Source organism: Flavobacterium sp. 38 (genome assembly GCF_057799715.1).
Genome location: NZ_JBYNWZ010000008.1, coordinates 134074 through 156280, shown reverse-complemented (window position 1 = coordinate 156280; position 22207 = coordinate 134074). Strand labels below are relative to the sequence as shown.

Sequence of the window (22207 nt, the reverse complement as noted above, 5' to 3'; positions counted from 1 at the left end):
CTTTAAACAACGACTAAAGCGATCATGCTTCAAGTAAAAGTTTATCTGAAATCCATTATTTTTTTATGAAAACAAAATCAGATTTTGAAAGAGAAAAGGAGCTTGCCGCCAAAGAAGCGGTAAAACTTATCGGAGATAATATGATCGTTGGTCTGGGAACAGGTTCGACCGCATATTATGCTATAATGGAAATAGGACAGAGAGTTAAAGAAGGACTAAAAATTAAAGCGGTGCCAACTTCAGAGGAAACGGAAAAATTGGCTGCTTCTCTAAATATAGAATTGATTGATATAAAAACGGTTGATGCAATAGACTTGACAATTGACGGTGCCGATGAATTTACCTCTGATTTAATGATGATTAAAGGCGGGGGCGGGGCACTTTTTCGAGAGAAAATAGTGCTTTCTCTTACCAAAAAGAAAATTATTATTTCTGATTCTTCTAAAAAAGTGGAAATGCTAGGAAAGTTTAAAGTGCCTGTTGAAGTAGTGCCATTTGCTGCAAATTATGTGCTGAAGCAGATTGCGTCTAAAGGTGGAAGTGGCGCGTTAAGGATGAAAGACGGCAGAGAATTTCTAACCGATCAAGAGAATTACATTATTGATGCGGACTTCGGACTGATAGATGATCCCAAGACTTTGTCGACATTACTAAATGGCATTGAGGGAGTACTTGCCCACGGACTTTTTATAGGATTGGCCGATCAAATAATTATGGGTGACGCTGATTCTGCAATGGTTTTTGAGAAATGAAGCTGACATTTCTAAATGGATAAATTCTTTTACTTTTATCTATGACAGCATAAGATTTTGAAATCATTTCCATTTCTGTATTACGCATTATTATGCTAATTTTATGTGCATTTAAAAATAGACAGATTATTAAAATTTCGAAAACAAATACTATGGAAAATTTGAAGAAAGCCTATATAGCTGGAGGATGTTTCTGGGGCATGGAAGACCTATTTAGGGTGCGTCCTGGAGTTGTAGATACCGAAGTGGGGTACATAGGAGGGAATAATGAAAATCCGACCTACGAAAATCACCCAGGTCATGCCGAAGGAATTGAAATTACATACGATACACGCGAAACTTCTTTTAAAGAGTTGCTAGATTACTTTTTCCGTGTGCATGATCCAACAACAGTCGACAGACAAGGAAATGACAGAGGATCAAGCTACAGATCGGCTTTATTTATTCAGAACGAAGAAGAGAAACAAACTGCAGAAGAAGTGATCAAAATAGTAGACGATTCTGGAAGATGGAATGGACCTGTTGTAACACAGCTGGAGCCTATTGCGAAGTTTTGGCCTGCCGAAGACTATCATCAAGACTATTTGGTTAAAAAACCAGACGGCTATACGTGTCATTTTGAGAGATTCGGGACGTTTTTATAAACGGAATAACATTCATTACATAATCAAAATAATCAAAGCTGTGCAGATTAAAGATCTGCACAGCTTTTTTACGTTTATGATTAAAGTTGATCTGAATTGTGATTAGTGAAAAGCAACTAATTTCTGATTGTTAGATTTAGAGTACTTGAATCTGTTGCTTGATCCAGTATGATCAGATTAATATCAGATAGGAAGAGTAATGCGTTCATTATGCGGGTGTGCTGCACTTTTTCTGCCACAGGATTTTCTGCTGAAAAAGGCTCTCCGCCTCCAGATAAGAAAAGAATGATGCATAATTCTTCAAAAGGCACTAAGCGGCCTTGGTTCAAACAAATGTATTTATAGATTTGGGCAGGCAGACGGTAGGAATTGACAGTCATAACAAGCTTTTATTTTATATACGAGAACTGCCCAAAATTGGTTTTAATCTATCTTTAGTCTTCAGATTCCGTCTAATAGTAACTCTGCTCCAAATACGGATCGTAGATGTCAGTATCCCACTCTCTGTCATTAAAGTCATCGGCAAATTCTTCATCTGGATCTGGATCAAGAATGCTCTCGTTTCCGCGAGCGTCAATGCTGTCGCCTGATAAAAATTCGCAGTCAAAGTCTGGTTCGTCGTTAGGTCTGTTATATAAGGAAGTTATATTGTGTGATAATTGTGATGGCTTCATATTGTATTTAGTTACTGGTTTATAATGATTTATTGTAATCCAAAAATAGATAGACCAAGAACGTTTTAAATTACAGAATTATGTGGGGTTTTTATATAATTTTAAATCACAAGTAATGAGCGGACATATTTCTATTCCTGATTCTGAAGTTGTTATAAATTAAGTATTTCTATCTTTTTATAGAGTGCTATACCGCAAGTATTCAGCAAATTATTTATGATTGTACTAAAACTGTACGGTCAAAAAGTGGTTTCATTTTATAATTTGCAACATCATTGAACCCGTTTCTTTAGCGCAAAATGTTTTTGTAGGATAACTTTGGGTCAGATAGATTTAGCATAATCCTTAAAATCCCATGCCGTGAAAGCAGTTTTAGATTTTTATCAAATCTGACTTTTAAAGCTTCTAGAAAAAGTGAATATAAAAATAGGATTGATTCTATCTAATTAGACTAGAAACCCAAAGTAAAACAAATCATTTATTGTAAATTAAAATTAGAAATTATGAAAAAGTATCTTTTATTAACTGTTGTTTTTTCCTTTTCATTGACGCTGTCGGCGCAAAGTGCCCAGTCGTTTTTGCTTAATCTTTACGGAGGTTATACCTTTTCTGATAAAGTAGATTTTGATGATTCATACGCACGAGTAGAAGATGGCTTTGAGTATGGTATAGGTTTGGAATATTTTATAATGGATAACGCTTCTGTAGAATTAAAATATAATAGGCTTGACACAAAAATGCCTTTATACACAAAGGTTCTTACACCAGGCGGAGTTCCTGCAGGAACTCAGCTTAATGCCGGAGATGATAAAGGGGCTATTAATTATATTTTAGCCGATTACACGTACTATTTCGGAGCCAGTTCTCAAAAGGCGCTTCCGTTTCTAGGTGCAGGTTTGGGGGTTGCAATACTTGAATCGCCAAAGAGTGGCAACGGAACTTATTTTGCATGGGAAGTTAAGGCTGGTGTAAAAGTAAAAACCAATTCGCCTCTTTCAATTAATCTTCATGCGTATCTGCAATCTATGTCTGCAGCTGTTGGATATGATTACTATTGGAGCTACTATTGGGGGCCTGTAGCAGTTAATGATTACGTATCAACCTTTCAATTTGGACTAGGAGCGGCGATTAGTTATGATTTTAGTAAGTGATAACAATACATAAAATATAAGAGCTAAGGTTATTTAATGAATTATCTTGGCTCTTTTTTATTTAGAATACATTACAATTAATAATTCTCTTTTTGAAGATCCTTAATTATTTCATGAACGCTACAGTATATAATATCCAAATGATCTGCCGTTGCAGCTGTGAACTTTCTGGCAATAGCTTCCCTCTCGATGGCTTTAAGATCCATGCTTAATCCTTCTAAAAGAAAAAGATGCAGCCAAAGCTGTAGCTGTTCTGCAGTTTGGAGTACGGCGTTATAGTCAGCGCGTTTTACAGCGTTTTGTAGTTCTTCGAGTTCTGAAGGCGCTTTTTCTATGAATTGAGAAGTAACCTCTTTTTTCCAGCCTGGTTTCTGGCGGTCGGTTTGTTCTATTTGTGATAAATCAGCTTTTGGGCGGCGCATCGGACGGCGTTCTTTTCTAATAACCGTTTTAATAGCCTCTAAAAGTTCGTACTGTTTAAAAGGTTTCGGCACATAACCATCCATTCCCGCATTAAAACAGCGATCTTGTTCACCAGCAAGAGAATGCGCCGTCATAGCGATGATCGGAATAGCGTTGTTCATTTCTCTACGAATAAACTCTGTTGTCTGATAACCGTCGCGTACAGGCATTTGTAAATCCATTAGCACCAGATCATATTTTTTGTTCGAAAGCATTTCAATACCCTGATCGCCATTTTCGGCAGTATCGATTTCAAATCCGAAACCTTCAATTACATTCTGAGCTAGTTTTTGATTCAGACGATTGTCCTCGCAGAGCAGAATACTAAGCTTTCCAAGATCGTTGACAGGTTTAATTTCTGCTTGTACGTTCTCATTTGATGCTTTTTTATAGGCTATAGTAAAAAAGAATTCGGATCCACGGCCTTCGCGGCTTTTAACCTCGATTTCCGAATCGTGAAGTTCTGTAAGCTGTTTTACAATGCTGAGTCCAAGTCCTGTACCTCCAAATTTTCGGGTCGTGCTTTCTTCAGCTTGCGTAAAACGCTCAAAAATAGTGTCCAAATATTCTTCTGGTATGCCAATGCCTGTGTCTTTCACCGAGAAGCGAATCAGATAGTTATCAGCGGTTTCTCCCGTTTTTTTTACGGAAATGGTTACTTCACCTTCAGTTGTAAATTTCAATGCGTTCCCAGCTAAATTAACGAGTATCTGATTGAGCCTTCCTTGGTCTCCGGCAATCATTATTGGCAGATCTGCATCTAAATACAGATTAAATTCGACCCCTTGGGTTACCTTTACTTTAAGCAAATCGTAGACATGTCTTAGAGCTTTAGGTAAATCAAATGGCTGTAATTCTAAAGTAAGACCTCCAGATTCAATTTTAGAAAGATCCAAAATGTCATTTACGATAAGCAACAGGTTTTCTCCAGCGGTCTGCACATCCTGCACAAAGCTGCGCTGTTCTTGATCCAGTCTAGTACCCGAAAGCAGTTCGGTAAAACCGATAACGGCATTTAACGGAGTACGTATTTCATGACTCATGTTGGCCAGAAAGTTTTCTTTGGCTGCAACTGCTTGCTCGGCTATCTTTTTCTGGCGTGCAAGCTCATTATTCTTCGTTCCGAGTTCCAAAGTATTAATTACATGTCGAGCCACGATTTTAAGTGCATTTCGCTGGCTCTCATTTAGTTTTTTTGGCATGTGGTCTGCCGCGCACAAAACTCCTATATGGTAGCCGTCAGGAGTGGTAAGAGGCACTCCAGCATAGAAGCGTATTTTAAAGCCGCCTGTTACATTGGGATCATCTTTGAAACGTTCACTCAGCAGCGTATCCGGAATTTCTACCAGTTCTGAATCCATGATCGTATAACGGCAAAAAGTAATCTCTCGTGGGACTTCAGAAACGCCCAATCCAATTTCAGATTTGAACCATTGGCGACTCTCATCAATAAAAGAAATATAAGCAATAGGAACTCCGCAAATGTACGAGACAAGCGCTGTAGCATCATCAAAGGCATTATCAGGAAGTGTGTCCAAGATGTTATAGCGCTTTAAGGCATCAAGACGCTCAGCTTCATTATGAGGAATTACTGGTAGTGGGGCAGTATTCATAATACAGAAAATTAATCATAAAGATAGAAATAGCTGACGATGAGTTCTTTATATTCTTATCTGATGCTGTTATATAATTTACAGCTTCTTATTATACTAACTATGAATTTTAAAATACATTATAAGTTATTGAAATTTAGTAACGAGGTATTTCATTCAAAAAAAATAGGAAAAGGAGGAGCATTTTTATATATTTAATTAATAAAGCTGATATAATGAAAAACAAGATTATAAATTTTAGCTTATTCCAAAAGCTGTTTTGTGACAGCCGTTACGGAGTTATTCTATTTATTCTGATTTTATTTTCTTCTTGCGCAAAAGAGATTTATCAAAAAGCAGATTATACTTTTTACGATCAAAATTTTAAGCTTGACAACTCCACTTCGTTGAGAACAGATGGTGTTTATGAGTTGAAATCCATTTGGACAGATGAAGATGGCGGCAAGCTCAAACAGCCTGAAGACCATCGTTTCTATAAATTTTATCAGACTGGACAATGCAATCTGACATTGGATTCTTCCTTTAAAATAAAAACAGAAAAGGATTATGCTGATGTAATAAGTAAGGATTTTGTTACGCAGAAAAGAACACTTTTCCAAGCGTATTACAAGCTCAGTGGAGACAGAATTGTAATAGAGAACAGAGTAGTTCAACGACGTCAGTTTGCCTATAAATATGGCTATGTTAAAAATGATAGTTTAATCATTGTTAAAGCAGGAACTCACGGAAAAGGAACTTTTGCTGACTCCAATTTTCCTTCTTATTATAAAGAATATTATGTGTTTAAGCCATTGGCTCTGCAAAATGAAAAACAGCCGCAATGGTAGCAATTATAGCTATTTAAAGTTAACTCAATTGATTTAAATATGAAAATACGATTCAATTTAAACTCCGTCATCAAAAAAGCTAGTACTTTAATGTTGCTGATTTTGTTTGCAAACTGCTTACACCAAGAACCAGATTTTATTGTTAAAGGAGATTCCGCTTTACTTAAAGATATCAAAGTGAATATCGAAATGATTAGAGACAAACAGACTAAAATAGCCACGGCTTTTTATAATGGAAGTTCTTATGCTGTTGACAATGATGATGTATTGCGTTATAAAATATATGTGTCGTATCAGGATAAATATTTCAATACCATTGAAATGGATAATCTGCATGATAAGATTAAAGGAAAACCATTAAATGAAATTACTGTTGTGAAGAGAGACAATAAAATTATGGTTTCTTATAAAGGAATAGAAGAGAGCAGTGGCAGTGCAGGCAAAGAACTTCTTGTAGATGAAGTTTTTTTTGCTTCTAATGACGTGCAAGAACAAAAACAGAAATTTATTGATTTTTATAAATAAGGACCAATCCAATTAGAAATTAAAATATGAAAAAAATATATTTTATCTGCTCTTTACTAGCAATTTTTATGGTGAGTTGTAAAGAAAAATCCAATGAAGAAACGAAAGAAACTGACGCGATAAATGAGAGTGTTTCTGATACTTTAAAACATTCACAAAGAGCTGAAGATTGCCCGAAAGAAGAATCTTTAGTTTGGCAAGGAGAAACCTTTGCGTCTTATACCGAAGATATTATGAGAGGTAAAGGTGTAATTTCTTTTACAATGGATATTAACGACAGGCTCGATTTTTTTAATGAAGATGATAGCACTTTTGGCGAAATTGTACTAAACGAAGATATGACTTTCTTTACGCTTAAAATGCCGGGAAAAGTGATAGCCAGAAAAGTTATTCCCAATTATGATTTTGCTGCTTTCGATTTTGACTGCGAAGATATAAATGCAGACCCCAATTATTTCATTATTTATATTAATAAAGAGAAAAGAAAAATAAAGAAAGACGGCATTAAATATACTTTTTCGGCATGGGAAGATTATGTTAAAAAACAGCACATCGGACTTAAAAGCTGTAACTTGATTGCAAACCCTAAAAGTAGCAGTCAGGTTTTTACAGTAGAAAAACTAAACGGAGACGAAATAGAGATCGTATCAAACAAAGACTGTTTGGGAGAAGATATGCCATTTGAATCTCTTAAAGGAAAAGTAAAATGGAAAGCTGGAGATAGATTGCTGATAAATTTTGCGCTCTGCAATTAACCACCTTCAAAAAATGATTTCTTCTTTTTGAAAATAGTTTTCTGTTTTAATCATTCGAACAAAATTTTTCTAGTTTTTTATACTGGGAATTGTATAACATCTGCCTGAAATTTAATATTTTATCCTGCATCTGCCTTTGTAACTTTAATATGAAATTTAATAATCATATAAAAATTAAGTTATGGCAGAAATTAAAATTGAGAAAAAGAAGCCAGTATGGCCTTGGATTATCGCGGTATTGCTAATTGCTGCGCTTGTATACTATGTCTTTTTAAGAGAAGATCATGTACAGGATCCGAACAGAACAGAGATCGAAAATACCACAGCAGTTGATAGTACAAGTAACTATTAAACTAGTACAGCAAACAAAATAATGTTTTGCAGTCAACGCTCAGGGAGAATATATAATTCATAAAAGAAGAAAATAACATGGAAAATAAAGACAGAAATTTATACAGACTGGACGAACTTTCAGATTATAAGATTGCCTCGAACTATCCAGATGTGAGAGGTTGGAAAATTGTAGACGCAGACAATCGAACTATAGGGACTATTGATAACCTTTGGGTGAATAAAGATATGCAGCGTGTCGTGTATCTTGATGTAAAGGCAGATAAATCACTAATGGATGACAGCCGTAAAGAGGTTCATGAGACTATAGCTAATGATAACGGTAGGGAATTTATGTATCGTGACGGAGACAGTCATTTGATTATACCAATCGGATCGGTAAATATCAATAAGGATACAAAAATCGTGATGGCAAACGGAATTGGATACGACACTTTCAGAAGAACAGGACGTTATAATACACAGCAGCGTTTTGATCGTGATTACGAAAGAGCAGTACTAAGAAGCTACTATCCTAATGAAAATTATGATAATGACGATACTTTTTACAGCCGAAGAGAGTTTGATAACCGATAATAAGGTTTAAAATTTTCAGAGTGTTATATTTAAAAAAATACCAGATGTTTGAAATGAAGCATCTGGTATTTTTTTATGTTTCTATAAAATAGTAATTGAAATTAGTTAAAACTTTTTATTTAGAAAAAGTAATGCTGTGCTGACGGCTATTCCAGCAAACAAAGTTATAGCAAGAGGAGATGTTTTATTTAAATTTGGATTTCCGTAAACGCGAAGCGGTTCTTGCGAGTTCTCTAGAACATTTCCAGGATTCTCTTCTTTATTGTGGTTCAATTTCATTTTTAGACGCAAAGCTGCAGATGCTGTATTCATTACTGTTTTAGGAAACATTTTATACGTTTTGGTAAGCGCCGTAGCTTTTAAGTCAGGAAAAAGATCTTTTTTAGGATTTTTAGCCAGATTAACTATCGCTGCAGCCGTATCACGCGGGTCAGAAGCAATAAACGGAATTTGTATGTCAAACCCAGAATACTTAGCAGAATGCAAATTGCCTGTAGAATTCTGTAGCTGCGGATACAGATTGCTGATATGAATATTTTTATGATTGGATATTTCGCCCTGAAGACATTCCATCATTCCTCTGATTCCATATTTCGTTGCTGAATAAACGGCACTGTAAGGAGCAGGCATAAATCCGCCGATCGATACATTATTAATCAGAATACCTTCATTTTGTTTTTTGAAAATTTTGATTGCATTATAAGCACCGTGCATATATCCGAAAAGATTGGTTTTAATGACTTGCTGATGGATTTCCATCGGAATTTCTTCAAATTTTCCGCTGGCCATTACTCCAGCATTATTCACCCAAATATCAATTTTTCCATTTATGGTAAGAGCTTCTAAAGCTACTTTCTCAACATCTTCAACATTTGACATATCTGCAGAAATGCTTATTACATTTACGTTAAATCTTCGGCAGTTTTCCGTTGCAGCATCTAACCCTTTCTGACCTCGAGCCACTAGCACAACATTGCATCCTTCATTTGCAAAAGCTTCTGCAGTTGCAAGACCGACACCGCTGCTTGCTCCTGTGATTACAACAGTTTTTCCTTTAAGGCCATTGTCCTTTGTTTGAAAGTCTTTCATGATTTTATTGTTTTAATATGCACTAAAGATTTAAGTTAGAAAGCTATGGATTTAGCCGTATAGCTTTAGTTGCTTCAGATGCAATTTTTTCGTTAGTTCTCGATGAGACAGTTTTTGATTGGAATTTTTTATCACATGTCCTTGTGTTTGAAACGATGTTTTTATTATTCTGTGTAATCATGTTGTCTGTTTTTAATTATAAATAAGCAGAGAACTTAATTTTGCTCACGGCTTTTATATTGTTTTTTATAAATAGCTAATTTACAGCGGTAATAATGTTAGAATTTTACAGAAGACAGTGTGAATCTTATTAAATTTTCATGCTGACCCTATTAAATTTTGAACTATTTTAAAACTGTGTTAAAAGTCTAAGAGCATTGTAATATAAATCTGAACTTTACTATACTGTTTAATTTAAAAATGATGATATGGAAACGCAGATAATGGAATTAGAAAAAAAGTATTGGCAAGGAATGGAAAATAAAGAGTATGAAACAGTGAGAAACCTCACCAGTTTTCCTTGTATTGTAGCAGGAAAAAATGGCGTGCACAGCATTGATGAAGCCAATTTTAAAAAGATGTTTGAGTCGGGAGAAGGAGATAGAATAAAGGTTTTAAATTTCTCTGATTTCCATTCGCAACAGCTGGATGAAAACAATGCAGTTACAGCTTACATAATAGAATTGGGAAAAGATGGTGGAGGAGAATCTTCGAAATGTGCCTGCACTTCGGTCTGGATTAAGAAAGAGAACAAATGGCTCTGTGTACTTCATACAGAAACGGAACTGTCGAAATAATGAAAAACAAATTCTAAAATGAAGCCTGAGAAAACTATTTCTTAGGCTTTTTTATTGGAAATTACGATGTGATTGTAAGCCAGAAAAGAAGTCTAATTGTTAAAACTGGACTACTATGAAGAGTATATATCTTTATACCTTTACATTGTAAAATAGAACGAAATAATTGATTTTACAGAATGTTTATCATATCTAAATAATTATAGCGATGTCAAAATTTCATCTTAATATTCAGGATTTAGTTCAGGGAGAATTCAAATTGCATAAAGTTAATGTAGCATTTGTTTTTCAGGTCAATTGCCCTGGTTGTTTTATATACGGAATTCCCATAATGAATGAGATCAGCAGCTTGTTTGCAGATAAAGCTGGTTTTATTGGAGTTGCTACTGCTTTTGAAGATTTTCAGTTTAATAACGAAGAAAACTTAAAATTACTGTTAGCTGATGGTACGCTGGTGGGAGAGACAAAAAAGTATTACAATTCAAATTACGGTGTTTCCAATTATTCAGAGCCTTTAAATTTTCCAGTAACTTTTGATCGAATGAGCAAATCGGAAGATTTTTTCAATTCTCCATCTTATGACGTAATGTGTAATTCGATTCCTGATTTTACCTCTTTTTCTGAAACAGAGCAGCAGATTTTAAAGCAAAAAATAAAAGCGCATTACGCTCAGATTCCTCTTATTGGTGAAACATTCACGATTAATCAGCTTAGAGGTACGCCATCATTTATTATTTTTGATGACAATTTTACTATTTTAGGACATTATTTCGGTCATCAGAGTCAAGAGGTTTTAAAAGCTAAATTAACGGAGCTATTGGAAGAAGTGCATAGTTGATGCAAAGCTTATTCCATTCTTGATTGGATAAACTCATTCAAAATATGCTGAACTGATTTTTCTACATCTCCCGCAATTAGTTCTGGAGATTTCAGAAGATAGTCATCAATGAAGGCAAAAGCAGCCTTTTCGGTCTCATTAAATCTTTCAGCACTATCTTGCGCTGCCGATAAATTATAGCGGAACTCCAAAAATGCTTTTAATTCCGACTCAAATTGTTGTATTGCTTCATTCATTGGAGTATAAATTTAAGTTGACAATCTTATGGTTTCAATTGTAATTTGTTATAGTGCAACAATTTAGTTTTAAAATAAAGCTGAAATGTTACAGTTCTTTAGTCTGATGTTATAAAATTATATTGTCAGATTAAAAACCATTAATAAAAGTAAAAGCAGCTGATAGATTAATCAGCTGCTTTTTGCATTTGTAAATTTACTGTTTTAAAATTTTATCTCGCGCTAAGGTTTAAAGATACCGTTGACATATTTCCTGATCCATCATAGCGTTCTGCCCAGATTTCAATATAATCGTTGGTTTTTAGCTGGACTGTGCCTACAACTGGAAGTGCGAGAATACCAGCAGTGGATAAGAAACCAGTAGAAGGTTTTCCGTAAACTTTGGTATCGGTTAGTACTACTCCGTTTCTGGCGATATATAGAATCAAAGTTATATCTGTACCAGAGCCTTGATAAGAAACGGAAGCTGATACTTGAAAGTATCTAGTCTTGTTTCCTTTATAAGTAATTCTGTTATTACCGTCCTTAGAGAAACGAAATAGATTATTTGAGGTGGTAGTTCCGTTTAATTTAATTCTAGTTCCTGTGCCAGTACCAGTAGGGAATGTTGTGATCACTCCAGCGCCCACCGCAGCATCCAGATTAATATCACCTGTAGCATCAGCATCGCCTTCTCTTGGAATGCCTGGAGCATCAACCGTCCACGCTGTACTAAAATTATATCCTGTGTATGTGGAAGCTGCAGGGTAACGGTTAATGTATCCTCCCGCATTGGTAGTGCTGCCTGAGAAAACAGTTCCTAAAAGTACGCCTGTTCCAACAGCTAGAGAAGCGTTGCTAACATCCATGGCGACGTCTGTACCGTTTAAAGTGCTAAAACCGCTGTTTTTCTGGATTAATCCGAAAGTGCCTGTAAAGGTTTCGAATGTTCCGTTGTTGCTAGAAGTCCAAGCTTGATTGTTGAGAAGCAAACTGCCGATATTCGAATAGGTGATACCGTTAGTATTATTGACAAACTGAATGATATTGCCAAAATAAAGCCCAATTCCTGATATTGTGCCAACACTAGTGGTCATTCCGTCGACCACAACGTTCTGTACAAGAAATGAAGACGCAGTTGCAGCTCCAGGGCCATTAATGGCAAAGGCACTTGCACCTTTCAAAGTAACGTTTCGTATACTTCCTCCAGTATTGCCCTGAAAAACAGCTCCTCCTGTATAGGATAAAATATCTTCATTAGCATCTAAACCAGCAACATAAGCATTATTTATATTAATTGGGCGTGCAAGAGTAATGGTTCCGTTGATTTCATACAAAGTGTTACTAGTAAGAAGGTAAGCAGTTCCTCCACCTGCTGCAAGTTCAGGAGCCAGATCAGCTGCTGATTTTACGAGTTTGTAATTATTTCTTTTAAGAGCACTTTCGTTAGCCATTTTTATCCAAGTTGCCGTAAGTGTATTATAAAAATAAAAAGCTTTGTCTGTGGTGTCAAAGACCAGGAGACTTTCAGCAGGAGTTGTAATCGCCGTGCGTTGCGCTGTAGTCATTCGCGGTGCCAGCATTCCTTGTGTTGTTGAGGTTATATCCAGTATCGAAGTAGCATCTGGAGTAATAGTTCCAATTCCAATCTGGGCTTGTGATGCTGCCGATAGTAAGAAAAAAAACAGCAGGATAATGGTCTGGTAGGATAAAGTAGATCTTGTATACATATGCTTTAATTTTAGTTTATTATTTTGCTTCAGCAGTTTATTTATTTCCGCTATTGGAGATTATTACTTTTTTGGTGATTCGCTGATTTTCATCTGTCAGAAATTCGGCAATATACACTCCGTCGGACAAGCCATCAGTTGGGAAATTATAAGAAGGCTCCGCATTTAAATCTTTTTTTGAAATCACCGCTTTTCCTGACATGTCGAATAAAGTGAAAGATTTCACCGTGAGTGTTTGCGGATTGGAAACTTTAATGTTTTTGCGTTTGATGTCCTGATAGATTGTAAAATTTTGCACATCTGGATTTTCTTCTATTCCAAGAGTCTGATCTGTAAAGGCAATAAAGAATCGGTCTGTATGAATGCCTGTAGGGGCTAATAACTCATAAGATGCATTTCTGATATCATGATAAGAGTCATCAGCTTTATCATAGAGATATACAGATTGCGAAGGATCAATATTAACAGCTTCAGATATGTGAAACTTTAAAGTGCTCGCTTTGGATGCTTTTACAGAAAGAGGAATCTTTTTATAAGTATCAAAATTTACACCTTGTATAAGATAAGCTTTGTCTTCAATCCAGAAATTAACGTCATCGGGCAGGTCTAAAGTCATGTTTAATGCGTCTATTCCAAGATCAGGTCCGTCTGTTGCCTCATCGAGAAAGGCAAGAGCAAGCTGTCTGGTAAACTGGTTGTTGATTATGGTATTCAGTCTAAAATAAGAAAGAGGTTCTGCTTCTTCTGTTTCTTCTACTTCTTCCGTTTCAAGTTTCTTCTGTGCTTGTTTTTCAAACTGAGATAATCCTGTTGTTTCCCTAATAAAAACGCGATGGGCATTCTTGAAAGTGACATTTCCATTAGTTGTTCCGTTAAGTAAAAAACCTTGGCCTATTTGAGCGTATCGGCGAAGCTGTACTGTTCCTGATCCAGTTACTGGACCGGGATTGACAGTTCCATCCTGATTGTAGGCATTAAAAGCTGGCGGAACATAAAGCCCTTCAGCAGTAGTGTTGACAGCAGCATAAGAACCATAACCTCCGCGGTAAGCGCTTAGGTAATGCGAATTTACGGTACGATCCTGTTGCCAGAAATAAGCTGTTCCTCCCGTAAGGGCAAGATTGTCGGGGTCCCGCAAAAAGGCATTGAGATGCAGAACCGAAGGATAAGGATTTCCCGTTAGTGTAGCGCTGCCAGCTCCAAGCGCAACCGTAATGTTGCCGTTGTTTGGTTTTCCCCTAAAATCGTAGCGCTGTGCACTGCCCGGATTATTAGGAACTCCTATACTAGCTGGATCGAGCATATCGGTTCCTGAAGTGCCTTTCATGGTAAAACCCTCGCCTGGAGCTATAGTAGAAGCTGTTCCAACCGAAATCCATTGGGAATAATTATTGGCATTTATCAGTTTATAAATCCAATGAGAAGCTATAGCAAGCGGACTAGCAGTTCCGTCATAACTTCCTGTAGGCAATAGCGTAGCAGGAGTAAAAGCGATTGGGCCGTCTGGTCGTGAGAGCAAACCGATACCAAAACTGGTATTTCCCGAAGTGCTAGAAGGTGTTCCGACTGGAGAACACCAATAGTTATAATCAAAATTGTCTGATGTTCCTTCTTGGTAAATGGACAATGATCCAAGACCAGTGTTGGCTGAAGTAGTGTTTCCGCCCTGAACCAGCTGGGCATCATTCCTTAAATAAAGATTGGAATTAGCATTTAAATTCAAGTTTTGCCCGACATATAGAACTTGATTTTTAGCATAAATACTGGAATTTGTACTCAGATGCAGTTGAGGAAATCCTTTGATACTGAGCGTTAGAATAAACAGCGTAAATAGTTTTTTCATAATATCTTCTATAAGTTATACTGTTTTTAAAGTAATGTGATGCATTAAAATTTTCTTCGCGTAATCACGACAACAAATCCGAGAATAAGACCCGCAGCGAGTAACTTAGAAGAGTGTGTGTCAATCGGAAGAACGGGATCATCATCAGGAAGACCAGGCGGCGGCGGACCTCCTCCCTGTGCATACACCGCAGTCGAAAAAAGGAAAAACAAATAGAATACGGAGGTTAGTTTTCTGATGTTCATAACGCTGCTGGATTTACGTTGACGTCGCCAGCAATAATTAGGACGTTATTTTTCTGGTTGTTACTGAATTGTGGACAGCTTTTAAAAAGGGAAAATGGAAGAACCATTAAAGTAGGATGGTAGATTGAATTTTTCAGCATAAGTCTTGGGGTTTAGTGAAAAAGACAAAGTTAAAAATCGAATCAGATTTCACTTACATAATTATTTCTTGGAGTTACATAATTCCCACTAAACAAGTGGGTTGTGAAATTTAGATTCGTATCAACAAAAAGAGTCAAACTGTTTTACCAACAATTTGACTCTTTTATTTTATTGATTTTTGAGATAAGATCGCTTTACAGATTTAGATCTCAAATTTTATTAAGATCGCGGTTTAGATAAATTCCTATCATACATAACAATAGTACCTGCCACAGCTACATTTAAACTTTTTTCTGATTTAAATTTTACTAAGTGATGGCATTTCTCCATCGCTTTTTTGGGTAAACCATGATCTTCTGCGCCTAATAGATAAACACAGCGTCTAGGATGTTCGAAGGTTTCTAAATCTACAGCTTTATCAGATAGTTCAACCCCAACTAGGCGCGCTCCTTTTGGCAAATTATCAAAAAAAGCTTCGAAAGTATCATAATGAAAATACGGAATTGCTTTTACAGCATCATGTGTATCACAGGCTTGTTTAGCATATCGATTGCCTATAGTAAAGATAAAAGTAGCGCCTAAGTTTTGAGCCGATCGCCATAGAACACCTAAGTTTTCTGGCGTTTTACCATTTTGTATTCCGATGCCGAAGTATTCGTTTATAAAATTATCATTCATACGGCAAAAGTACAAACTGTATGTAGATAAATCAATTTTTTGTGGAATGAATGGAAGTTCTTGTAGATTACTCGAGTAGCTTTACTATCTAGAATATCTATTTCAGGATGATTTGTTTTATAAAGCTCGCATGCACCCAATCCTCTTGATTCATTATTGAGACAACTCCTCTTGTGCTGTAATTAATTTTTCAATAATATCTTCAACCTCTTTATCAGACTTGTCTGGATTTAATTTTTCAATATAAATTCTAATCATTTCTTTATCTACTTCACTTGGATCTGCATCTTCGCCTAATTTTTTGGCTTGCCTTTTTGCAGCTGTATTGATAGATGTTGCTTTAGTTGTGCTCCATTTCTTTTTAATAAATTCTCTTGCCTCTGTAATTGCTGGGTGTATAGGTTTAGGCGGAATTTTCTTTGCGGGACTGCCGTGCGTTTTACGCCATTGTGATGCTAAATTGTATAGTGGATTTCCATTGACCTTTCCAGTGTTTTTTATCTCAACATCATCTATACCCATATGCATTGGAGATTCGGGGTGATAATCTGATCCTCCATGTCTTGCAATCAATGGAGAACTATTTCCAGAGACAACAGCTTTTTTCCTAAAAACTTGAAGATAACTTTTTAATACATCCCTGTGTTTGTGTAAATCCTTTAATATTTCGTCATATCGTTCATCCACAGAATGTCCATCAGAAGTTAAAGCATCGCTTGCCTTTACACCAGTGTACTTTTCTTTTATTAGACCTTCAACATTTTCTGTAATTCTCAAATGAGTAGCAATGGCTTCTACAATACCAGTTGCGGGATTGCTTCTTTTTGAAATGGCATCGTCTCTAACTTCATGTATTACAGATTGTTTTTGTGTCATCCAGTTTCTTTGATATTTTTTTTGGAACGTGCCAGTATGTCCAGAAATTTCATCAACAAGATCACCCGCCCATATAATAAACTCTGTAGAAAGTCTTATTTGTTCTTGTGCATCCATCCAATCAAACTCTTCTCCATCAAAAGAGGCTACAGCCGACATTTTTTTAGGAGGGCGGTAAGACAATTCTAAATACTTCATAGTTTCTGAAGTTTTAAAAAGCTCATCTAATCCAGTGCCCGAACTGGCTCCTTTTGCTTTTGTAGCCTTTACTCGTACAGCATTATCAATTAATTTTTTTACAGATTCGTGTTCTTTGTAGCCATTTATGAGTTCATCCAATTTTTTTATTGCTTCTTTATTGTCTTTATGCATAGGATCTCTGGCTATCTTTAACAATCCGCGTACTTTTGAATAAAAATCCTTAGTGTTTGATCCTTTCCATTCTTCTTCTAATTTTTTTTGAGACGTCGCAGCCAATGGCACACTAGATGTAAATACAGGTCTAGTTCGGGTATCGCTAATATCTATTGCAGCACGTTTAGAGATTTTTTTATCAGTTTTAGCCCCATCTTCAGTATTTTCTACAGGTGCTGTCATGGCATTGTCATGCATTATTCCATTATTTATCCTCTCAATTGCAGCTTCATAGTTATCTGTCATCTCAATAGCATCGTTTATTAAAATGTTTAATACTATTGGATCTATATTTCTTAGAGCATAATGACTTTTAATTCTATTTATCACATGACTATCAATGATTTTTCTTTGAATGATTGTCATTCTCTGACTAATAGTATTATGACTAATCTCTTTTTTTATTATTTTTTTTGCGTTAGGGTTATTCTTAAATTGCAAAGCTTTCGCTCCCATACTATCAGCTTCATTCTCCAAACCCTTATTATCATTTACATTCACTTTGCCTTTCATCTGCAAAGTAGGCTTTACGCGTCCTTGTTTTTGCTGAACCACGTGCCAAGCTTCATGAGGTAAATGCTTTTCTTGACCAGAAGCCAGATGAATATCTGATCCTTGTGCATAAGCATGAGCATTCAGTTGTCCAGGCTTATCTGAGTTATAGTGTACCTTTACATCATCCATAGAATGACCTGAAAGATTTTCGATTCCTGATTTTAGATGGTCGGGCAGACCCGTATTGTTTTCTTTTTTCTGTAAGACAGATTTTGGCCTGTTATCTTGTAATGAAACAGCAGATTGCGTGTTGTCCTTTTTCTGGATTGAATTTGCTGCCGAAAATTGTTGTTTTGTATCTTCAGTATGTATTGTTTTATTATCCATAACTGTAATTGATTAAGATGCCTAAATGTCACATTAAGGTTTTAAAATCAGCGAGTAGTTTTCATTGGAATTAAGTCGAAAACTACCCACTGATTTATTGTAAATAAGAAACATTAAAAAATTATATTAAAAATTTGAAAAACCTTTCTTGACACTTTCATACAATGGCTTTTTTGCTAGTGTATCTATGAAATAGGGTTCTCCGCCTCCAGGAGTATAACCATACGTTATAGTGCCTGCTTTTGTATATCCCTCTCCTCGTTTCATCATTCCAAACGTAGCTTCAGATCCTTTTTTAAGGGCGAATTGATCAAGAAATTGAAAGATACAGACTCCTAAAAAGTTATTTCGAGGGTGTGAATTTTCTATTTGAGAAAGAACCCATGTAGCTTGATCTTCTTCAGTTTTTACAGCCGAATCCGATTTGATGGGAACTCCCATTTCGGCAAAGAAAAAGGGAAGATTAGGAAAGTAAGATGGAAATGTCACATCAATATAATTTTTAATATAGGCACCATTATTTTGCGGATTTGTTGAAGCAATAAACCTGGTATCCCAAACATCCTCTAAGTCTAGAGCTATAAAAGCGGCTTGAAGTTTTCGAATAGCCTTAATTCCAGGTATATCTTTATTTGTTGGATCAGCAAATGAAACTGGCGAAGTAATTGGCAATAAATTCGATGCTGGAATTCCTAAACTTTTTTCAATATCGATAAGAATCTGAATCATCTTCGCAACCTCAATTACCGTAAAACCTCCCGCTAGATCAAATTCATTTCCAATTCCCCACATACCTGCGGCTTTATGCGGAGTGGTTCCAGCATTGTAAATTTCAGTTACCATTGCCGTAATAAAAGGTATGACATCGGTACCTTTATGTAATTCCGACAGAAAATAATTAGAAATTGGCACGAAAACTTTAATATTGTTAGCTGCACATTCGTCTAAAAAGGAAATATGTGACCTTTGATACGGACCTGGTTGCTTACCTGGAGCTGGTGGAGTGCTCCAATCATACAGATGTAGAAAATTTACTTTAAGATCATTAGCAAGATTAGATACATCTCCACGACCACCATCTGCTTTTCCCCATAAAAGAGGAAAGGTCGAATTGGTAAAATCAGTGTCAAAATACTTGGGTGGAGGATTTGGTGTATCATCTGCTGGGGCAGGAACATAAGCACTTCCTCGTAATGGAACCAATGCCGAAGCATTTGCAATTTTTGATAAATCATTCATTTTTATAGTTTTTAAGGGTTAATATTTATATAAATGTTATTGTGTAATGCACCTTATATTTGGGTAGAATTTGATCTGCATTTCGTATCAATATTTCATTCGAATCAAAATTATTTCGGTAATAAATTGCTCCATAAGAACCGCTTCCGGATTCATAAGTTTTTTCACCTCTTATTGAATCATATTCGCTTTCATCAACATTATTCTGCTTTTGGTATCCAACAGGCACTGGAACTCGGTGGTTTCCGACTCTCTTTACCATAGAATTATGTGTGTTATGCCTTTCACTAGATCCGTCTACAACATTTTTTTGGTTTCCCTCTATAACATCGCTAACAATTAGAACTCCTCCTGATATAGGATCGAGACCACCATAAGTAGCCGCTTTTGCTGCTTGATCACTAAAATAGGAGCCTCTTCCAAGCGCACCAAATCCCTTCTGCGAATCATGTGCACCTATGTCTGGACGATAGCCTCCACTGACTACTAAATTGGTAACATGGCTTCCATGTCCTGCGTATAATTCTCTTGAAGTTTTTCCTTTTTTATGCGATCCATTAAATTTTGCCTTTTGAAATGCATTTGTTCTAACGCTTGGATTGATAATCCTAAAAACCTGTTGAATATCTATTGTAAAAGCTCTTCCGCCTCCGCCTCCTAATACAGCACTTTTGCCTGCCCATAGTTTTCCAAAAAAGCCATTTGCTGCCATAATACCTTTCATAAGTGGCTGAGTTTCATGAAATGCATCTGTTTTATAAGGTTTAGTTCTAACATTTTGTTCTATTTTTCCTTTAACTTGATTAAATTCGTTAGTTCCATTAGGTACTAGTGCCAATTGTCCTTTACCAGTTGCATCAGCTTTTGCTTGTTTGCCTGCTATTTTTTTATTTCGAGTAGTTGGGTCATTCCAATTTCTAATTGCGTTGTCGTGTTCATTACGTTTTTTTCTTTTTAACTGAGTTATAGGTATGGCATTGCTAATGAGCCTATTTTCATATTCTTTCGATTTCATCTGCAAAGCCTTGGCTCCCATAACATCAGCTTCCTTCTCCAAACCTTTGTCATCATTTACATTAACTTTACCTTTCATTTGCATAGTAGGTTTCACACGTCCTTGTTTCTGCTGTACCACATGCCAAGCTTCGTGGGCTAAATGTTTTTCCTGTCCAGATGCAATGTGGATATCTGTTCCTTGTGCATAAGCGTGAGCATTTATTTGCTGAGGTTTATCAGAGTTGTAATGAACTTTGACATCATCCATAGAATGGCCAGAAAGATTTTCGATTCCTGATTTTAGATTATCGGGCAAGCCTGTATTATTTGCTTTTCTTTGAACTGGAATAAAAGATGCAGGCTGTGTTTTTGAATTTTCTGAAAGTTTTTGTTGCAGAACAGAATATTCCCGATTATTTTTTAACTGCATAGCATTGCGTCCGCTGTTAATGTTGAAAGCAGTAGCTATTGTTTTGTCTTCGGATATTTTTTCTTGTTGCTGTTTCATTTTTATGCCGTTATACCCGCACCACCTGTACCTGGATCGGGATCTTTGCGAAAATCTTTATAAAAACCTTTGTTTTCTGGTTCATCATCTGGAGTATGATATCCATCTTCGTCATCTTCACTATCATAATTCACTTTTTTCTTTTTCTCATATTTATGGCTTTCATTACATACTTTGCAAAAAGCCCTTAAACGATTCGGATCATTGTGATCTTCTTTCATTTCTTCATCAGTTGCGCCTCTTGACTTTAAATCGCGTTCTCGAGGTGCCCAGGTAGGGAAGTGGTCTAATGTCAAAGCACGTTGTTGATGATGTTTACCACTTTTACTTGTAAAAGCGTATTTAGTTAGTTGAAGTTTATTGTTTCCTTTTTTTGTATAAGCTAATGGTCGTCTGCATCCAGGACAAGTGTATATTTCATCAAAGTTGCTATTTACATTAGTACGTTTGTGAGCCGTATGTCTTATAACATGTTCTGTTGTATCATTTGGAATGTGGAATCTTTTCTGTTTTTTTGCTTGTGGAGGAATATAATCTCCACTGCCATCATCATCGCTTTCTGAGTCTTGCCTTTTTCTTTTCTTTTGATTCTTTTTTCCACCGTCGCCACCTTTTAATTGTGTAACGGCATTATTTGGTATTGCAGTTTCTTGAAGTTTTCGTTGTACAATAGAAAATTCACGATTGTCTTTTAGCTGAACCGTATTATTTCCATGAGCAGCATTTGCAGCAATACTATCGGTTTCATTTTGAGATATTTTTTTGTGCTGTTGTATCATTTTTCTTCTTTATTAGAATTATATAACTGCTTAACTTTTCACGATCTATTTAATCCCTCAACGGCGTAACCTCAACAGGACCAACACCGCCTAAATAATTTATTGCTGAGCAAAAAGCATGATTGTGAATCATAACTTTTAAACTCTCAAGATCTCGATCAAAATAGGGGAGCGTTACTTTTTTTCCTGTAAGGAGTTTTACCAGATGATCGTTTTCTAAAGGCAAAATTTTGAATAAAGGTTTCCTTGCGGCATAAAAAAGATTTTCATCATCGGTAATAAAAGAAACCTCTCCACGGTTTTCTTTTAGTTTTTGGCGGTTATTTTTTAATAAAATAATAATCTGAGCTTCAATTTTATTAACGGTTGTGTCTATATGCTTCTCACTTGTCTGTATGACCAGATAAAGATTCTGACTCGTAATTAAATAGCCATTTATAAAAACAGCATTATTTTTACTGCAATAATTTAGAGCCATTGCAATTATGGTATTTACATAGTTGAGGTCGAAATGTTTCTTCCAATTCCCAATTTTAAGCTTCACTTCATGACGGTGCAATTTGGGCTTGGTAATAGTAACCTGAATAATGTTTTCATCCTTTTTCAT

Annotated in this window: 25 protein-coding genes; 10 read left to right on the top strand and 15 right to left on the bottom strand. The window is 36.0% G+C overall.

Annotated elements, in window-relative coordinates; genetic code table 11:
- Positions 1–65: 65 nt before the first annotated feature.
- Both rpiA and msrA read left to right on the top strand, forming a co-directional pair.
- Positions 66–752, top strand: coding sequence for a ribose-5-phosphate isomerase RpiA (gene rpiA, locus AC3E9W_RS18335; protein WP_488769493.1), 687 nt, complete (start codon positions 66–68; stop codon positions 750–752).
- Positions 753–904: 152 nt separating this feature from the next.
- Positions 905–1396 carry a peptide-methionine (S)-S-oxide reductase MsrA gene (gene msrA / locus AC3E9W_RS18330; RefSeq protein ID WP_306156324.1) on the top strand — a complete coding sequence of 164 codons (492 nt, stop codon included), beginning with the start codon at positions 905–907 and terminating at the stop codon, positions 1394–1396.
- Between the two features lie 116 nt (positions 1397–1512).
- On the opposite strand, the gene AC3E9W_RS18325 is transcribed toward msrA, so the two are convergent.
- A complete protein-coding gene (locus AC3E9W_RS18325) occupies positions 1513–1776 on the bottom strand; it encodes a hypothetical protein (protein WP_456896629.1) in 264 nt (87 codons plus the stop codon).
- Between the two features lie 72 nt (positions 1777–1848).
- The gene (locus AC3E9W_RS18320; RefSeq protein WP_306156326.1) at positions 1849–2070 is read right to left on the bottom strand and encodes a hypothetical protein; all 222 of its coding nucleotides are present in this window, start codon (positions 2068–2070) and stop codon (positions 1849–1851) included.
- A 503-nt stretch (positions 2071–2573) separates the two neighbouring features.
- On the opposite strand from AC3E9W_RS18320, the gene AC3E9W_RS18315 reads away from it, so the two are divergent.
- A complete protein-coding gene (locus AC3E9W_RS18315; protein ID WP_488769492.1) occupies positions 2574–3221 on the top strand; it encodes an outer membrane beta-barrel protein in 648 nt (215 codons plus the stop codon).
- Positions 3222–3298: 77 nt separating this feature from the next.
- Here the strand turns inward: AC3E9W_RS18315 and AC3E9W_RS18310 are convergent, their stop codons facing one another.
- Entirely contained in the window at positions 3299–5221 is a 1923-nt protein-coding gene (locus AC3E9W_RS18310) for a GAF domain-containing hybrid sensor histidine kinase/response regulator (protein ID WP_488769491.1), read from the bottom strand.
- 290 nt (positions 5222–5511) lie between these two features.
- Here AC3E9W_RS18310 and AC3E9W_RS18305 point away from each other — a divergent pair, with 290 nt between their 5' ends.
- The 5 genes from AC3E9W_RS18305 to AC3E9W_RS18285 all read left to right on the top strand — a co-directional run bounded on the left by AC3E9W_RS18305 (position 5512) and on the right by AC3E9W_RS18285 (position 8330).
- Positions 5512–6123: a hypothetical protein gene (locus AC3E9W_RS18305; protein ID WP_488769490.1), complete on the top strand. Its 612-nt coding sequence runs from the start codon at positions 5512–5514 to the stop codon at positions 6121–6123.
- A 39-nt stretch (positions 6124–6162) separates the two neighbouring features.
- Positions 6163–6648 carry a hypothetical protein gene (locus tag AC3E9W_RS18300; protein ID WP_488769489.1) on the top strand — a complete coding sequence of 162 codons (486 nt, stop codon included), beginning with the start codon at positions 6163–6165 and terminating at the stop codon, positions 6646–6648.
- Positions 6649–6674: 26 nt separating this feature from the next.
- Positions 6675–7403, top strand: a complete 729-nt coding sequence (locus tag AC3E9W_RS18295) for a hypothetical protein (RefSeq protein ID WP_488769488.1) — start codon at positions 6675–6677, stop codon at positions 7401–7403.
- Positions 7404–7584: 181 nt separating this feature from the next.
- Positions 7585–7755: a hypothetical protein gene (locus tag AC3E9W_RS18290; RefSeq protein WP_456896665.1), complete on the top strand. Its 171-nt coding sequence runs from the start codon at positions 7585–7587 to the stop codon at positions 7753–7755.
- 77 nt (positions 7756–7832) lie between these two features.
- Positions 7833–8330 (top strand): PRC-barrel domain-containing protein, encoded by a 498-nt coding sequence (locus AC3E9W_RS18285; protein ID WP_306156333.1) that lies wholly within the window; start codon positions 7833–7835, stop codon positions 8328–8330.
- 105 nt (positions 8331–8435) lie between these two features.
- On the opposite strand, the gene AC3E9W_RS18280 is transcribed toward AC3E9W_RS18285, so the two are convergent.
- Positions 8436–9419, bottom strand: coding sequence for an SDR family NAD(P)-dependent oxidoreductase (locus AC3E9W_RS18280; RefSeq protein ID WP_488769487.1), 984 nt, complete (start codon positions 9417–9419; stop codon positions 8436–8438).
- Positions 9420–9847: 428 nt separating this feature from the next.
- Between AC3E9W_RS18280 and AC3E9W_RS18275 the strand changes: the two genes are divergently transcribed.
- Both AC3E9W_RS18275 and AC3E9W_RS18270 read left to right on the top strand, forming a co-directional pair.
- Positions 9848–10216, top strand: a complete 369-nt coding sequence (locus AC3E9W_RS18275; RefSeq protein WP_488769486.1) for a nuclear transport factor 2 family protein — start codon at positions 9848–9850, stop codon at positions 10214–10216.
- A 208-nt stretch (positions 10217–10424) separates the two neighbouring features.
- Positions 10425–11054, top strand: a complete 630-nt coding sequence (locus AC3E9W_RS18270) for a hypothetical protein (protein ID WP_488769485.1) — start codon at positions 10425–10427, stop codon at positions 11052–11054.
- A gap of 8 nt (positions 11055–11062) precedes the next feature.
- On the opposite strand, the gene AC3E9W_RS18265 is transcribed toward AC3E9W_RS18270, so the two are convergent.
- From AC3E9W_RS18265 to AC3E9W_RS18215, 11 genes are all read right to left on the bottom strand, one after another.
- Positions 11063–11290, bottom strand: a complete 228-nt coding sequence (locus tag AC3E9W_RS18265) for a hypothetical protein (RefSeq protein ID WP_488769484.1) — start codon at positions 11288–11290, stop codon at positions 11063–11065.
- A 212-nt stretch (positions 11291–11502) separates the two neighbouring features.
- The gene (locus tag AC3E9W_RS18260; protein WP_488769483.1) at positions 11503–12999 is read right to left on the bottom strand and encodes an autotransporter outer membrane beta-barrel domain-containing protein; all 1497 of its coding nucleotides are present in this window, start codon (positions 12997–12999) and stop codon (positions 11503–11505) included.
- Positions 13000–13036: 37 nt separating this feature from the next.
- Complete coding sequence (locus AC3E9W_RS18255; RefSeq protein WP_488769482.1) at positions 13037–14842, bottom strand: DUF8693 domain-containing protein; 1806 nt, start codon at positions 14840–14842, stop codon at positions 13037–13039.
- Positions 14843–14886: 44 nt separating this feature from the next.
- Positions 14887–15054: a hypothetical protein gene (locus AC3E9W_RS18250; RefSeq protein ID WP_306156340.1), complete on the bottom strand. Its 168-nt coding sequence runs from the start codon at positions 15052–15054 to the stop codon at positions 14887–14889.
- A 29-nt stretch (positions 15055–15083) separates the two neighbouring features.
- Positions 15084–15227, bottom strand: coding sequence for a hypothetical protein (locus AC3E9W_RS18245; RefSeq protein WP_306156341.1), 144 nt, complete (start codon positions 15225–15227; stop codon positions 15084–15086).
- Positions 15228–15447: 220 nt separating this feature from the next.
- On the bottom strand, positions 15448–15906 hold the full coding sequence (locus AC3E9W_RS18240; RefSeq protein ID WP_456896680.1) for an RNA methyltransferase: 459 nt from the start codon (positions 15904–15906) through the stop codon (positions 15448–15450).
- Between the two features lie 153 nt (positions 15907–16059).
- Entirely contained in the window at positions 16060–18078 is a 2019-nt protein-coding gene (locus AC3E9W_RS18235; protein WP_488769481.1) for an eCIS core domain-containing protein, read from the bottom strand.
- 126 nt (positions 18079–18204) lie between these two features.
- Complete coding sequence (locus AC3E9W_RS18230; protein WP_488769480.1) at positions 18205–19317, bottom strand: hypothetical protein; 1113 nt, start codon at positions 19315–19317, stop codon at positions 18205–18207.
- Between the two features lie 25 nt (positions 19318–19342).
- Positions 19343–20821, bottom strand: a complete 1479-nt coding sequence (locus AC3E9W_RS18225; protein WP_488769479.1) for an eCIS core domain-containing protein — start codon at positions 20819–20821, stop codon at positions 19343–19345.
- Between the two features lie 2 nt (positions 20822–20823).
- Positions 20824–21600 (bottom strand): GH-E family nuclease, encoded by a 777-nt coding sequence (locus AC3E9W_RS18220; RefSeq protein WP_488769478.1) that lies wholly within the window; start codon positions 21598–21600, stop codon positions 20824–20826.
- A gap of 49 nt (positions 21601–21649) precedes the next feature.
- Complete coding sequence (locus AC3E9W_RS18215) at positions 21650–22207, bottom strand: hypothetical protein (RefSeq protein ID WP_488769477.1); 558 nt, start codon at positions 22205–22207, stop codon at positions 21650–21652.

Bases quoted from the DNA above. Each gene is read 5' to 3' on its own strand.
- AC3E9W_RS18285 (WP_306156333.1), top strand. From the start codon at position 7,833: ATGGAAAATAAAGACAGAAATTTATACAGACTGGACGAACTTTCAGAT.
- AC3E9W_RS18315 (WP_488769492.1), top strand. From the start codon at position 2,574: ATGAAAAAGTATCTTTTATTAACTGTTGTTTTTTCCTTTTCATTGACG.
- AC3E9W_RS18295 (WP_488769488.1), top strand. From the start codon at position 6,675: ATGAAAAAAATATATTTTATCTGCTCTTTACTAGCAATTTTTATGGTG.
- AC3E9W_RS18275 (WP_488769486.1), top strand. From the start codon at position 9,848: ATGGAAACGCAGATAATGGAATTAGAAAAAAAGTATTGGCAAGGAATG.
- rpiA (WP_488769493.1), top strand. From the start codon at position 66: ATGAAAACAAAATCAGATTTTGAAAGAGAAAAGGAGCTTGCCGCCAAA.
- AC3E9W_RS18245 (WP_306156341.1), bottom strand. From the start codon at position 15,227: ATGCTGAAAAATTCAATCTACCATCCTACTTTAATGGTTCTTCCATTT.
- AC3E9W_RS18220 (WP_488769478.1), bottom strand. From the start codon at position 21,600: ATGATACAACAGCACAAAAAAATATCTCAAAATGAAACCGATAGTATT.
- AC3E9W_RS18215 (WP_488769477.1), bottom strand. From the start codon at position 22,207: ATGAAAAAGGATGAAAACATTATTCAGGTTACTATTACCAAGCCCAAA.
- AC3E9W_RS18290 (WP_456896665.1), top strand. From the start codon at position 7,585: ATGGCAGAAATTAAAATTGAGAAAAAGAAGCCAGTATGGCCTTGGATT.
- AC3E9W_RS18255 (WP_488769482.1), bottom strand. From the start codon at position 14,842: ATGAAAAAACTATTTACGCTGTTTATTCTAACGCTCAGTATCAAAGGA.
- AC3E9W_RS18305 (WP_488769490.1), top strand. From the start codon at position 5,512: ATGAAAAACAAGATTATAAATTTTAGCTTATTCCAAAAGCTGTTTTGT.
- AC3E9W_RS18230 (WP_488769480.1), bottom strand. From the start codon at position 19,317: ATGAATGATTTATCAAAAATTGCAAATGCTTCGGCATTGGTTCCATTA.
- AC3E9W_RS18265 (WP_488769484.1), bottom strand. From the start codon at position 11,290: ATGAATGAAGCAATACAACAATTTGAGTCGGAATTAAAAGCATTTTTG.
- AC3E9W_RS18240 (WP_456896680.1), bottom strand. From the start codon at position 15,906: ATGAATGATAATTTTATAAACGAATACTTCGGCATCGGAATACAAAAT.
- AC3E9W_RS18270 (WP_488769485.1), top strand. From the start codon at position 10,425: ATGTCAAAATTTCATCTTAATATTCAGGATTTAGTTCAGGGAGAATTC.
- AC3E9W_RS18260 (WP_488769483.1), bottom strand. From the start codon at position 12,999: ATGTATACAAGATCTACTTTATCCTACCAGACCATTATCCTGCTGTTT.
- AC3E9W_RS18235 (WP_488769481.1), bottom strand. From the start codon at position 18,078: ATGGATAATAAAACAATACATACTGAAGATACAAAACAACAATTTTCG.
- AC3E9W_RS18325 (WP_456896629.1), bottom strand. From the start codon at position 1,776: ATGACTGTCAATTCCTACCGTCTGCCTGCCCAAATCTATAAATACATT.
- AC3E9W_RS18300 (WP_488769489.1), top strand. From the start codon at position 6,163: ATGAAAATACGATTCAATTTAAACTCCGTCATCAAAAAAGCTAGTACT.
- AC3E9W_RS18280 (WP_488769487.1), bottom strand. From the start codon at position 9,419: ATGAAAGACTTTCAAACAAAGGACAATGGCCTTAAAGGAAAAACTGTT.
- msrA (WP_306156324.1), top strand. From the start codon at position 905: ATGGAAAATTTGAAGAAAGCCTATATAGCTGGAGGATGTTTCTGGGGC.
- AC3E9W_RS18225 (WP_488769479.1), bottom strand. From the start codon at position 20,821: ATGAAACAGCAACAAGAAAAAATATCCGAAGACAAAACAATAGCTACT.
- AC3E9W_RS18320 (WP_306156326.1), bottom strand. From the start codon at position 2,070: ATGAAGCCATCACAATTATCACACAATATAACTTCCTTATATAACAGA.